Origin of the sequence: Nocardia cerradoensis NBRC 101014, from assembly GCF_000308535.1 — a bacterium.
GTDB lineage: Bacteria > Actinomycetota > Actinomycetes > Mycobacteriales > Mycobacteriaceae > Nocardia > Nocardia cerradoensis.
Map to the genome: position 1 here is coordinate 18890 of NZ_BAFW01000239.1, position 13302 is coordinate 32191.

The window sequence follows — 13302 nt, forward strand, 5'->3', positions numbered from 1 at the left end:
CCCACCCGAATTTGGAGAAACCATGACCAAGGCCGCGACGCCGGGCCGGCACGTTGCCGACACCCACGACCTGATCCGCGTGCACGGTGCGCGGGTCAACAACCTGAAGGACATCAGCGTCGAAATCCCCAAGCGACGCCTGACCGTCTTCACCGGCGTCTCGGGATCGGGGAAGAGTTCGCTGGTCTTCGGCACCATCGCCGCGGAATCGCAGCGGATGATCAACGAGACCTACAGCGCCTTCGTGCAGGGCTTCATGCCCACACTGTCGCGGCCGGAAGTCGATTATCTGGACGGCCTCACCACCGCGATCTCGGTCGACCAGGAGCGGATGGGCGCGAACCCCCGCTCCACGGTCGGCACCGCCACCGACGCCAACGCGATGTTGCGCATCCTGTTCAGCCGCCTCGCGCAGCCGCAGATCGGTTCGCCGAACGCGTATTCGTTCAATGTGCCCTCGGTGACCGCCAGCGGTGCGATCACGGTCGAGCGCGGCGGCAAGACCAAGGCCGAGAAGGCGACCTTCCACCGTCTCGGCGGTATGTGCCCGCGCTGCGAGGGCATGGGCTCGGTCACCGACTTCGACCTGACCGCGCTCTACGACGACAGCCGGTCGCTCAACGAGGGTGCGCTCACCATTCCCGGCTACAGCATGGACGGCTGGTACGGCCGCATCTACCGCGGTTGCGGACTGTTCGACCCGGACAAGCCGATCCGCCGGTACAACAAGCGCGAACTGCACGATCTGCTCTACAAGGAGCCGACCAAGATCAAGGTCGAGGGCATCAACCTCACCTACGAGGGGTTGGTCCCCAAGATCCAGAAGTCGATGCTGTCCAAGGATGTCGACTCGCTGCAGCCGCATATCCGCGCGTTCGTCGAGCGTGCGGTGACCTTCACGATGTGCCCGGAATGTGAGGGCACCCGGCTCAGCGTCGAGGCCCGGTCCTCGAAGATCGGCGACAAGAGCATCGCCGACGTCTGCCGGATGCAGATCAGCGACCTCGCCGCATGGGTGCGCGAACTCGACGAGCCGTCGGTCGCGCCGCTCCTGAAAGGCCTGCAGCACCTGCTCGACTCGTTCACCGAGATCGGCCTCGGCTACCTGTCGCTGGATCGGCCGGCGGGCACGCTCTCCGGTGGTGAAGCGCAGCGCACCAAGATGATTCGTCACCTCGGCTCGTCCCTGACCGATGTCACCTACGTCTTCGACGAGCCCACCATCGGCCTGCACCCCCACGACATCGAGCGGATGAACAACCTGCTGCTGCAGTTGCGCGACAAGGGCAACACGGTGCTGGTGGTGGAGCACAAACCGGAAGCGATCGCGATCGCCGACCATATCGTCGATCTGGGACCGGGGGCCGGAAGCCAGGGCGGCACAGTCTGTTTCGAGGGCGACCTCGAGGGCCTGCGCGCCAGCGACACGATCACCGGCCGCCACCTCGACGACCGGGCCAAACTCAAGGACGCACCGCGAAAGTCGTCCGGCGCGTTGGAGATTCGCGGCGCCTCCACCCACAACCTGAAGGATGTGGACGTCGACATCCCGCTCGGCGTGTTGTGCGTGGTCACCGGCGTGGCCGGATCCGGCAAGAGTTCGCTCATCCACGGATCGGTCGCCGACCGCGAGGGTGTCGTAGTGGTCGACCAGGGCGCGATTCGCGGTTCGCGGCGCAGCAATCCGGCCACCTACACCGGACTGCTCGAGCCGATCCGCAAGGCCTTCGCCAAGGCCAACGGCGTCAAGCCGGCACTGTTCAGCGCGAACTCCGAAGGCGCGTGCCCCACCTGCAACGGCGCCGGCGTGATCTACACCGATCTGGCGATGATGGCCGGCGTCGCGACCACCTGCGAGGAATGCGACGGGAAACGCTTCCAGGCGGCGGTCCTGGACTACCACCTCGGCGGACGCAACATCAGCGAGGTGCTGGAGATGTCGGTCGCCGAAGCCGAGGAGTTCTTCGGGGCGGGTGAGGCGAAAATCCCGGCGGCGCACAAGATTCTGCAACGCCTCGGCGATGTCGGCCTCGGCTATCTGAAACTGGGCCAGCCCCTCACCACGCTCTCGGGCGGTGAACGTCAGCGCATCAAGCTCGCCACCCACATGGGCGAGAAGGGCGGGATCTACGTTCTCGACGAGCCGACGACGGGCCTGCACCTCGCCGACGTGGAGAATCTGCTCGGCCTGCTCGACCGCCTCGTGGACTCGGGTAAATCGGTGATCGTCATCGAGCACCACCAGGCCGTGATGGCCCATGCCGACTGGATCATCGACCTCGGGCCGGGCGCCGGCCACGACGGCGGGCGCGTCGTCTTCGAAGGCACGCCGGCCGATCTGGTCGCCGACTCCTCGACCCTCACCGGCGAACACCTCGCCGCCTACGTCGGCGGATAGTCCGGGACAACGCCGATCACTTCCCCCGAGCGCCTGCCGGTTCCGGTCGACCGGAACCGGCAGGCCGGATGCGTCGGCGCGGGCGGCTCAATGCTGCGCCGACGCGGTCTGTGGCCGCCGGGATCAGCGAGCGGGCCGATGGGTGGTCATGCGGTGTCACCGCCGTCGGGATCTGCCGGATCGGCCAGGCCGCGTTCGTAGGCGGCGCGGGCGGTGGAGCCGCGGGTCGCGGCGACCTGATCCGGAACCATGCGACGGAAGGTCACATCCCGCAGGCGTTGTGGAAGCAGTTCGGCGAGCCGGACGAGCGGACCGATATACCGCGGCACGGTGACCTCGAAACGAGGGCGTTCGACGGCCCGCAGCACGGCGCGGGCGACGTCGGCGGGCTGGAGCAGTGTCGCGGCGCCGGTGTCGGTACCCGCGGCCAGGTCGGTCGCGACCACCCCCGGCATGATCACCGAGATCCGCACGCCGCTGCCGCGCAGTTCCTCGCGCACGCCGGTCAGGTAGCCGAGCACCCCGTGTTTCGTCGCGGCGTAGGTCGATTCACCGGGCGGGGACAACCGCGCGGCAGCCGAGGCGATGGTGACGATGTGGCCCTGCCCGCGCGCCCGCATGCCCGGTGCGGCCAGCCGCACGCCGCGAATGACGCCGTGCAGATTGACCTCCAGCATGCGCGCGGTCGCGGCCTCGGGCTCGTCGTCGAACGGGCCCACCCACATCACACCGGCATTGTTGACCAGGACGTCGATCGGACCCCACAGCGATTCCACGGCAGCGAGGAAGGTGCGGAAGGACTCCGTATCGGTCACGTCGAGGGCGAATCCGCGCACGGTACCGGACAATTCGGCGGCGGTGGCCGACAATTCGGTCGCGGTGGCTGACAATTCGGTCGCGGTAGCGATGGCTGCCGGTTCGTCGCGGTCGCCGACGGCGACCCGGGCCCCGGCCTCGGCGAACACACGCGCGATCTCCCGGCCGATGCCCCGCGCCCCGCCGGTCACCGCGACGACACGACCGGCGATCAGTGAGGCCATGGATGGTTCTCCATTCTGACATGCCTGCGTGTCAGCAACGATGCTCTAGTGTGCCATAGGCCGGGACGTGAGGACAGGGGCATGCCAGGACGGAAGTATCAGGGACTGATGCCGGACGAGCGCCGGGAGCAGCGGCGCGCGGCGATCCTGGACGCCGCACTGGAGGTTTTCGGCACCGGCGGTTATGCGGGCAGTTCGGTCAAACAGATCTGCCGCGCCGCGCGGCTCACCGAACGCTACTTCTACGAATCCTTCACCGACCGCGAAAGTTGCCTGGCCGCGCTCTATTCGGAAGTCGTGACCCGGGTGCGCGCCGCGACCGTGGCCGCGATGACCTCCGCGGGTGACGACATCGACGCCCAGACCCGCGCCGGATTGCAGACGTTCATCGGATATCTCACCGAGGATCGGCGACTCGCCAGGGTGGCCCTGATCGAGGCCGTCGGGGTATCCCCCGCCATGGAGGAACGCCGCCACGAGGTGCTGCGCGAATTCGCCGAGATCGTCACCGCCGCCTGGGCCGCCACCCGCGCCGAACCGCTGTCACCGCAACAACATTCGGCCGCGGTCGCCCTCGTCGGCGGCGTCAACCACCTCCTGGTCGACTGGCTGATGGGCGGCAGCCCGCAATCCCCCGCCGCGCTCACCGACGTCTGCACCACCCTGTTCATCGCCGCCCGCCGCACCTTCGAGGCGCAGGCCTGAGCGGCATCCCGCGCCGACCCAGGGTTCCGCCACCGACCGAGCGTTTCCGGCTGCCTACCAGGTTATTTCGGGTAGCTCCACGTCGATCGGGAAGGGCCGCTCGATACGCAACCGTTTGCCGAAGACACCGCTCGCGCCAGAAGCACGAAGGCCACCCGCTGAATCGATCGTGATCAGGTCCGATTCCCCGGCACCCGCACTCGGCTCCACCCGACGGCGATCACACCGATCGAACCACGAATACGATTCGGCCCCCGTTCCGAACGGAACGGGGGCCGAATGTGGTTGTCTCCTACCGGATTACCGGTAGTCGCTGAAACCGTAGTCGTCCAGCGGGACCGCGGCACCGGTCGTGGTGCCGAAGCCCTCCGGGCTGTAGTAGGTGTCGTCGTAGGACGGCACCGCGTACGCCGCGGCACGGGCCTCTTCGGTCGGCTGCACCTGGATGTTGCGGTAGCGGTTGATACCGGTACCGGCCGGGATCAGCTTACCGATGATCACATTCTCCTTCAGGCCGATCAGCTTGTCGGAGCGGCAGTTGATCGCCGCGTCCGTCAGGACACGAGTCGTCTCCTGGAAGGAGGCCGCCGACAGCCACGAATCGGTGGCCAGCGACGCCTTGGTGATACCCATCAGCACCGGGCGACCCGACGCGGGCTCGCCGCCCTCGGCGACGACGCGGCGGTTGGCCGCCTCGAACTCCGAGCGCTCCACCAGCGAACCGGGCAGGAACTCCGTCGCACCCGAGTCGATGATGGTGACGCGGCGCAGCATCTGGCGAACGATGACCTCGATGTGCTTGTCGTGGATGGACACACCCTGCGACCGGTACACCTCCTGGACCTCGTGCACCAGGTGGACCTGCACCTGACGCGGACCCATCACGCGCAGCACCTCGTGCGGATCGGCCGAGCCCTCCAGCAGCTGCTGGCCGACCTCGACGTGGTCGCCGTCGGCGAGCAGACGCTCGGAGCCGTCGTCGTGCTTGAACACCCGCAGACGCTGACGCTTCGACAGCTTGTCGTAGACCACCTCGTCCGAACCGTCGTCCGGAATGATGGTGATCTTGTAGAAGCGGTCGTCGTCCTCGAGCCGCACCCGGCCCGAAACCTCCGCGATCGGCGCCTTGCCCTTGGGCACGCGAGCCTCGAACAGCTCCTGCACGCGGGGCAGACCGCCGGTGATGTCGTCACCCGCGACACCACCCTGGTGGAAGGTACGCATGGTCAGCTGGGTACCGGGCTCACCGATGGACTGAGCGGCGACGATACCGACGGCCTCACCGATGTCGACCAACTTGCCGGTCGCCATCGAGCGGCCGTAGCAGGTCGCACACACGCCGGTGCCGGTGGTGCAGGTGAGCACCGAGCGGACCTTGACGTCGGTGATGCCGGCCTCGAGCAGCGCCTCGATGGCCGGGTCGCCGAGGTCGTGACCCTTTTCCACGATGACGTTGCCATTGGCGTCGACCGCGTCGGCGGCCAGCGTCCGGGCATAGGTGCTGGTCTCCACGTGCGGATCGCGGATGAGCAGACCGTCGGGCTGCTTCTCGGCGATCGCGACGAGGATGCCGCGCTCGGTGCCACAGTCGGTCTCGCGCACGATGACGTCCTGCGACACGTCCACCAGACGACGGGTCAGGTAACCCGAGTCGGCGGTACGAAGCGCGGTGTCGGCCAGACCCTTTCGCGCACCGTGGGTGTTGATGAAGTACTCCAGAACGGTCAGGCCCTCACGGAACGAGGACTTGATCGGTCGCGGAATGAACTCACCCTTCGGGTTGGTCACCAGACCCTTCATGCCCGCGAGGGTACGAGTCTGGGTGAAGTTACCCGTGGCGCCCGAATCGACGATCGTGATGATCGGGTTGTCGGCCGGGTAGTGCGCACGCAGCGCCTTACCGACCTCTTCGGTCGCTTCCTGCCAGATCTTGACCAGGGCGTTGTTGCGCTCCTGGTGGTCGAGAGCACCACGCTGGTACTTCTTCTCGATCTGGTCGGACTGCGCCTCGTAGCGCTCCATGATCTCGGCCTTCTCCGGCGGAACGAGAACGTCCGACATGGAGACGGTGACACCCGAACGCGTGGCCCAGTAGAAGCCGGCGTCCTTGAGCTTGTCGACGGTCTGCGCGACCACGATCATCGGGTAGCGCTCGGCGAGATCGTTGATGATCGTCGCCTGCCGCTTCTTCGGCATCTGCTCGTTGATGAACGCGTAGTCCGCGGGCAGCAGCTCATTGAAGATGACCCGGCCCAGGGTGGTTTCACACAGCCACGCGTCGCCGCGCTGCCAGCCCTCGGGGAACAGCTCCGCCTCGACATCCTTCGGCGGGCGCTGATCGGTCAGGCGCACCTTGATCAGCGAGCGAACCGTCAGCTCGCCGCGGTCGACGGCCATCTGGGCCTCGGCCGGCGACGCGTAGACGCCCTGCTCGGGAGCATCCGCGGTGGCAGGCCGGTACTCGCCCTTGGCGCCCTCTTCCAGGCGGGTCAGGTAGTACAGACCGGTCACCATGTCCAGACGCGGCATGGCCAGCGGGCGGCCGGACGCCGGAGACAGGATGTTGTTCGACGACAGCATCAGGATGCGAGCCTCGGCCTGCGCCTCCGCGGACAGCGGCAGGTGCACGGCCATCTGGTCACCGTCGAAGTCGGCGTTGAACGCCTCACAGACCAGCGGGTGCAGCTGGATGGCCTTACCTTCGACCAACAGCGGCTCGAAGGCCTGGATGCCGAGGCGGTGCAGCGTGGGCGCACGGTTCAGCATGACCGGGTGCTCGGCGATGACCTCTTCGAGGACGTCCCACACCTGGGCGCGCTGCCGCTCGACCATCCGCTTGGCGGACTTGATGTTCTGCGCGTGGTTCAGGTCGACCAGGCGCTTCATCACGAACGGCTTGAACAGCTCCAGCGCCATCAGCTTGGGCAGACCACACTGGTGCAGCTTCAGCTGCGGACCGACGACGATGACCGAACGGCCCGAGTAGTCGACGCGCTTACCGAGCAGGTTCTGACGGAAACGACCCTGCTTACCCTTGAGCAGATCGCTCAGGGACTTCAGCGGGCGGTTACCGGGACCGGTCACCGGGCGGCCGCGACGGCCGTTGTCGAACAGCGCGTCCACGGACTCCTGCAGCATCCGCTTCTCGTTGTTGACGATGATCTCGGGGGCACCGAGGTCGATCAGTCGCTTGAGGCGGTTGTTGCGGTTGATCACGCGGCGGTACAGGTCGTTCAGGTCGGAGGTGGCGAAGCGGCCACCGTCGAGCTGAACCATCGGGCGCAGCTCCGGCGGGATCACCGGAACGGCGTCGAGCACCATGCCCATCGGCGAGTTGCCGTTGGCCTGGAAGGCCGCGACGACCTTCAGCCGCTTGAGCGCGCGCAGCTTCTTCTGGCCCTTACCGGTGCGAATGGTTTCGCGCAGGTTCTCGGCCTCGGCCTCGATGTCGAAGGTCTCCATCAGCTTCTGGATGGCTTCGGCACCCATCGCGCCGGTGAAGTACTCGCCGTAGCGGTCCTGCAGCTCGCGGTAGAGAACCTCGTCCACGATCAGCTGCTTGGGAGCCAGCTTGGTGAAGGTGGTCCAGATCTCGTCGAGCCGGTCCAGCTCCCGCTGGGCACGGTCGCGCAGCTGACGCATCTCGCGCTCGCCGCCGTCCTTGACCTTGCGGCGGACATCGGACTTGGCACCCTCGGCCTCGAGCTCGGCCAGGTCGGCCTCGAGCTTCTGGGCGCGGGCCTCCAGATCGGCGTCGCGCTGGTCGGCGATCGTCTTCTTCTCGACCTCCATCTCCGCCTCGAGCGTGGACAGCTCGTTGTGGCGCAGATCCTCGTCGACGGTGGTGATGACGTAGGCGGCGAAGTAGATGATCTTCTCGAGATCCTTCGGCGCCAGGTCCAGCAGGTAGCCGAGACGGCTCGGCACACCCTTGAAGTACCAGATGTGGGTGACCGGCGCGGCCAGTTCGATGTGGCCCATCCGCTCACGGCGCACCTTGGCGCGAGTCACCTCGACGCCACAGCGCTCACAGATGATGCCCTTGAAGCGGACACGCTTGTACTTGCCGCAGTAGCACTCCCAGTCCCGGGTGGGACCGAAGATCTTCTCGCAGAACAAGCCGTCCTTCTCCGGCTTGAGCGTGCGGTAGTTGATGGTCTCCGGCTTCTTGACCTCACCGTAGGACCAGTTGCGAATGTCTTCGGCGGTCGCCAGGCCGATCCGGAGTTCATCGAAGAAGTTGACGTCTAGCACGTAACTTCCTTTCCCCTGTTCGGGTTCAGTATCGAGCAAAGTTCGCTAGTTCGTCCGCCGTGGCGGACCACTTCCGCGGAGCGGGAAACTATGCCCCGGCGCCCAATACGGGCGCCGGGACCGATCGGCTACTGCGCGAGGTCGTCGACCGTCGCAGCCTCGTTGCGGGACAGGTTGATGCCGAGGTTCGCCGCGGCACGCTCGAGGTCCTCGTCGTCACCGTCGCGCATCTCGATCGCGGCGCCGTCGGAGGACAGTACTTCGACGTTGAGGCACAGTGACTGCAGTTCCTTGAGCAGAACCTTGAACGATTCCGGGATGCCCGGTTCGGGGATGTTCTCGCCCTTGACGATCGCCTCGTAGACCTTCACACGACCGACCACGTCGTCGGACTTGATCGTCAGCAGCTCCTGCAGCGTGTAGGCCGCGCCGTAGGCCTGCATGGCCCAGCACTCCATCTCACCGAAACGCTGACCACCGAACTGCGCCTTACCACCCAGTGGCTGCTGGGTGATCATCGAGTACGGACCCGTCGACCGCGCGTGGATCTTGTCGTCCACCAGGTGATGCAGCTTCAGGATGTACATGTACCCCACCGCCACCGGATACGGGAACGGCTCACCCGACCGACCATCGAACAACACCGACTTACCGTTGGCGTCGACCATGGTCTCGCCGTCGCGGTTCGGCAGGGTGGAACCCAGCAGACCGGTCAGCTCATCTTCCTGCGCACCGTCGAACACCGGGGTCGCGATGTTGGTGTCGGATTCCTGACCCAGCATCTCCTCGGGCAGGTTCTTCGCCCAGTCCGGCAGGTTGCCGGATTCGGCGCCGTCGACCTGCCATCCGGCCTTGGCGATCCACCCGAGATGCGTTTCCAGGATCTGGCCGATGTTCATACGACGCGGCACACCATGAGTGTTCAAGATGATGTCGACCGGGGTGCCGTCCGGCATGAACGGCATATCCTCCTTCGGCAGGATCTTGCCGATCACACCCTTGTTACCGTGCCGGCCGGCGAGCTTGTCACCGTCCTGAATCTTGCGCTTCTGCGCCACATACACACGCACCAGCTCGTTCACACCCGGCGGCAGATCGTCGTCGTCCTCACGCGAGAACACCCGAATACCGATCACCTTGCCCGACTCACCGTGAGGCACCTTCAACGACGTGTCACGCACCTCGCGGGCCTTCTCACCGAAGATCGCACGCAACAACCGCTCCTCCGGAGTCAGCTCGGTCTCACCCTTCGGAGTGACCTTGCCGACCAGGATGTCACCATCACGCACCTCGGCACCGATACGGACGATGCCACGCTCGTCCAGATCCGCCAGCACCTCATCGGACACGTTCGGAATATCGCGGGTGATCTCCTCGGCACCGAGCTTGGTGTCACGAGCATCGATCTCATGCTCCTCGATATGAATCGAGGTCAGCACATCCTCCTCCACGAGACGCTGCGACAAGATGATCGCGTCCTCGTAGTTGTGACCCTCCCACGGCATGATCGCCACCAACAGGTTCTTCCCCAACGCCATCTCACCGTTCTCGGTGCACGGGCCGTCGGCCAGAACCTGGCCGTGCTCGACTCGCTGCCCCTCGTCCACGATCGGACGCTGATTGGCGCAGGTGCCCTGGTTGGAGCGGGCGAACTTCCGCATGCGGTAGCTCTTACGAGTGCCGTCGTCGTGCATGACGGTGATGTAGTCGGCCGAAACCTCCTCCACCACACCCGGCTTCTCGTTGACGACGACATCGCCGGCGTCCACCGCGGCACGCAGTTCCATACCGGTGCCGACCAGCGGCGACTCGGAACGGATCAGCGGCACGGCCTGACGCTGCATGTTCGCACCCATCAGGGCGCGGTTGGCGTCGTCGTGCTCGAGGAACGGAATCATGGCGGTCGCCACCGACACCATCTGGCGCGGCGAGACATCCATGTAGTCGACCTCGGCCGGGGAGACGAATTCCATCTCCTCGTTACCGCGGCGGGCGAGTACGCGCTCCTCGAGGAAGTTGCCGTCGGCGTCGACGGGCGAATTCGCCTGGGCCCGGACGTGCCGGTCCTCCTCGTCGGCGGTCAGGTACTTGACCTCGTCGGTGACCCGGCCGTTCTCCACCTTGCGGTAGGGGGTCTCGATGAAACCGAACGGGTTGACCCGCGCGTACACCGACAGCGAACCGATCAGGCCGATGTTCGGGCCTTCCGGGGTCTCGATCGGGCACATGCGGCCGTAGTGCGAGGGGTGCACGTCGCGCACTTCCAGGCCGGCGCGCTCACGGGACAGACCACCCGGGCCCAGCGCCGACAGACGACGCTTGTGGGTCAGACCCGACAGCGGGTTGTTCTGGTCCATGAACTGCGACAGCTGCGAGGTGCCGAAGAACTCCCGGATCGCCGCCGTGATCGGGCGGATGTTGATCAGGGTCTGCGGGGTGATGGCCTCGACGTCCTGGGTGGTCATGCGCTCACGCACGACGCGTTCCATCCGCGAGAGGCCGACGCGCAGCTGGTTCTGGATCAGCTCGCCGACGGTGCGCAGGCGACGGTTGCCGAAGTGGTCGATGTCGTCGACCTCGACCGGAACCTCGACGCCGCCGGGAACGGTCATCAGCTTGTCGCCCTGGTGCAGGCGCACCAGGTACTCGATGGTGGCGACGATGTCCTCGCGGTTCAGCGTCGAGCCGATCACCGGCTCACCGGTGTTGACGCCCAGCTTCTTGTTGACCTTGTAGCGGCCGACGCGGGCCAGGTCGTAGCGCTTCTCCTTGAAGAACAGGTTCTCCAGCAGAGTCTGCGCGGACTCCTTGGTCGGCGGCTCGCCCGGACGCAGCTTGCGGTAGATGTCGAGCAGCGCCTCGTCCTGGCCGGCGGTGTTGTCCTTCTCCAGGGTCGACAGCATGATCTCGGAGAAACCGAAACGCTCGGTGATCTCCTCGGTGGTCATGCCCAGCGCCTTCAGCAACACGGTGACCGGCTGCCGACGCTTGCGGTCGATACGCACACCCACGGTGTCGCGCTTGTCGACATCGAATTCCAGCCACGCACCACGCGACGGGATGACGCGCACGCTGTGCAGCGTCTTCTCGGTGCCCTTGTCGATGGACTCGTCGAAGTACACACCCGGCGAGCGCACCAGCTGCGAGACGACCACGCGCTCGGTGCCGTTGATGATGAACGTGCCCTTGTCGGTCATCATCGGGAAATCACCCATGAAGACCGTCTGCGACTTGATCTCACCGGTGTTGTTGTTGATGAACTCCGCGGTCACGAACAGCGGTGCCGCGTAGGTCATGTCCTTGTCCTTGCACTCCTCGATCGAGGCCTTGACCTCTTCGAAGCGCGGATCGGAGAAGGACAGGGACATCGAACCGGAGAAGTCCTCGATCGGCGAGAGCTCCTCGAGCACCTCCTCCAGCCCACCGACCGGGCTGGCGTCGCCCCGGGCGATGGCCCGCTCACGCCAATCGGGGGCGCCGACCAGCCACGCGAACGATTCGGTTTGTAGATCGAGAAGGTCCGGAACCTCCAAGGGCTCACGAATCTTCGCGAAAGACACCCGCTTCGGGGCTCCGGGAATACCGGCCTTGGTCTGGGTGGAGACTGCCAAGATGCGTCCTTCCAGCACCTCACGCGCGTCGCCCGGTGCCTGTACGTACAAGACACCAAGCGACCGTCGCTTGTCTGCTACGAGTTCTGCTGGTTACAACCCGGACAAAACCCGAACAGCAAACAACGGAAGTAACACCTCAACGGTGGAACTTTCGTGATGCGATCAAGGAATGGACAGGAGGCAGCCAGCGCAAAGTCCAAACCTACACCCACGAAGAAGGGGTGTCAAAGTACCATCCGAACCGAGTTCCGGATGTTCGGCGCGCCGGACCCGCTTCCGCTGGCTGCGTTCGAGTCTCCGGCGGCGCCTCGACCTGGGTACTCGACCCTGTCACAGCTGCCGCTGTTGTGAATAGCGTGACGGTTCGGACGTAAGTCGTCAAGTGGCGAGACCACCTCGATAACCGCGAGATCCCCTGCGGCGCTGGCGAATCACACCGTCACGCGGGCGAATATCCGTCGCTGAGCTGGGAAGATTCCGCAGGTGACGGGCTCGAACATACTTCCGAACCCGTCTGGGCCACTCAACGGTCGGCGATCTCGCTCGCCAGCCAGTGACCGTCCACCTTCTGCATGTGCAACACGATCGGACCCGACGCGCTCTCCTGCGGAGCGCCGTTCTTGGTCGCGCTCACGGTCAGATTCACCAGCAGTTCCGCCCGATCATCAGTGAGCAAAGTCACACCGATCGGGTCGGGAGTGGCCTGCGCGGTCGACTGCGCCTGCTGGATCGCCGACACCGTGGTGTCGGCGAACTTGTCGAAATCGCCGCGCATCTTGCCGGTGACGACCTTGTGCACGGCATCCTTGTAGCCGCCGACGGTCTTCACGTCATAGGAGTAGACCGTCTTCAGCGCGTTGTCGGCCGCCGCGGTCACCTCCTGGGTGGCCTTGGTGTCGACGAAGGCCTTGTTACCGTTGTCCACCCCCGGCTCGAGCGCCGCGACCACCGCGAACGCGGTCAACAGCACGCTCGCCACGATCAGGCCGGCGGTTAGACCCCAGCCGGCCGATACGCGCCGCGGCAGGCGACCGGGACGCGGCAGCTTCCGGGACGGACGCGCCACGGGCGCCGGCCGCGTGGTCGCCGCACCCGCGCGCACCGTCCGGGTGCGCGATGCGGTGTTCGCCGACTTACCGGCGGGCTTGGCGGACTTCGCGCGGGACGCGGTGCGATCGGCGCCGCCGCGGCGGCGGATCGTGCGCTCGGCGGATTCGGACGAGCGGTCGCCGGGCTTGAGCCGCGGGGAAACCTTGTTGATCGGCGGGCGGGATGCCATCGGTGTACCTCT

General features: G+C 65.9%; 6 protein-coding genes. 2 read left to right on the forward strand and 4 right to left on the reverse strand.

The genetic code is table 11. The annotated features are described in order from the left end of the window. Nucleotides 1-22: 22 nt before the first annotated feature. The gene (locus tag ON23_RS24615; protein ID WP_039781097.1) at nucleotides 23-2398 is read left to right on the forward strand and encodes an ATP-binding cassette domain-containing protein; all 2376 of its coding nucleotides are present in this window, start codon (nucleotides 23-25) and stop codon (nucleotides 2396-2398) included. A gap of 146 nt (nucleotides 2399-2544) precedes the next feature. Here ON23_RS24615 and ON23_RS24620 read toward each other — a convergent pair whose 3' ends face one another. Next, nucleotides 2545-3438: an SDR family oxidoreductase gene (locus ON23_RS24620; RefSeq protein ID WP_039781098.1), complete on the reverse strand. Its 894-nt coding sequence runs from the start codon at nucleotides 3436-3438 to the stop codon at nucleotides 2545-2547. An 81-nt stretch (nucleotides 3439-3519) separates the two neighbouring features. Between ON23_RS24620 and ON23_RS24625 the strand changes: the two genes are divergently transcribed. Continuing rightward, nucleotides 3520-4143: a TetR/AcrR family transcriptional regulator gene (locus ON23_RS24625; protein WP_039781099.1), complete on the forward strand. Its 624-nt coding sequence runs from the start codon at nucleotides 3520-3522 to the stop codon at nucleotides 4141-4143. Nucleotides 4144-4443: 300 nt separating this feature from the next. On the opposite strand, the gene ON23_RS24630 is transcribed toward ON23_RS24625, so the two are convergent. The 3 genes from ON23_RS24630 to ON23_RS24640 all read right to left on the reverse strand — a co-directional run bounded on the left by ON23_RS24630 (nucleotide 4444) and on the right by ON23_RS24640 (nucleotide 13290). Continuing rightward, a complete protein-coding gene (locus ON23_RS24630) occupies nucleotides 4444-8397 on the reverse strand; it encodes a DNA-directed RNA polymerase subunit beta' (protein ID WP_039781101.1) in 3954 nt (1317 codons plus the stop codon). A gap of 128 nt (nucleotides 8398-8525) precedes the next feature. Next, nucleotides 8526-12026 (reverse strand): DNA-directed RNA polymerase subunit beta, encoded by a 3501-nt coding sequence (rpoB, locus tag ON23_RS24635; protein ID WP_039781128.1) that lies wholly within the window; start codon nucleotides 12024-12026, stop codon nucleotides 8526-8528. A gap of 508 nt (nucleotides 12027-12534) precedes the next feature. Beyond that, complete coding sequence (locus tag ON23_RS24640) at nucleotides 12535-13290, reverse strand: hypothetical protein (protein ID WP_039781102.1); 756 nt, start codon at nucleotides 13288-13290, stop codon at nucleotides 12535-12537. Nucleotides 13291-13302: the final 12 nt, after the last annotated feature.

Coding starts and splice junctions, on each gene's coding strand:
- ON23_RS24640 (WP_039781102.1), bottom strand. CDS start 13,290: ATGGCATCCCGCCCGCCGATCAACAAGGTTTCCCCGCGGCTCAAGCCC.
- ON23_RS24620 (WP_039781098.1), bottom strand. CDS start 3,438: ATGGCCTCACTGATCGCCGGTCGTGTCGTCGCGGTGACCGGCGGGGCG.
- ON23_RS24615 (WP_039781097.1), top strand. CDS start 23: ATGACCAAGGCCGCGACGCCGGGCCGGCACGTTGCCGACACCCACGAC.
- ON23_RS24625 (WP_039781099.1), top strand. CDS start 3,520: ATGCCAGGACGGAAGTATCAGGGACTGATGCCGGACGAGCGCCGGGAG.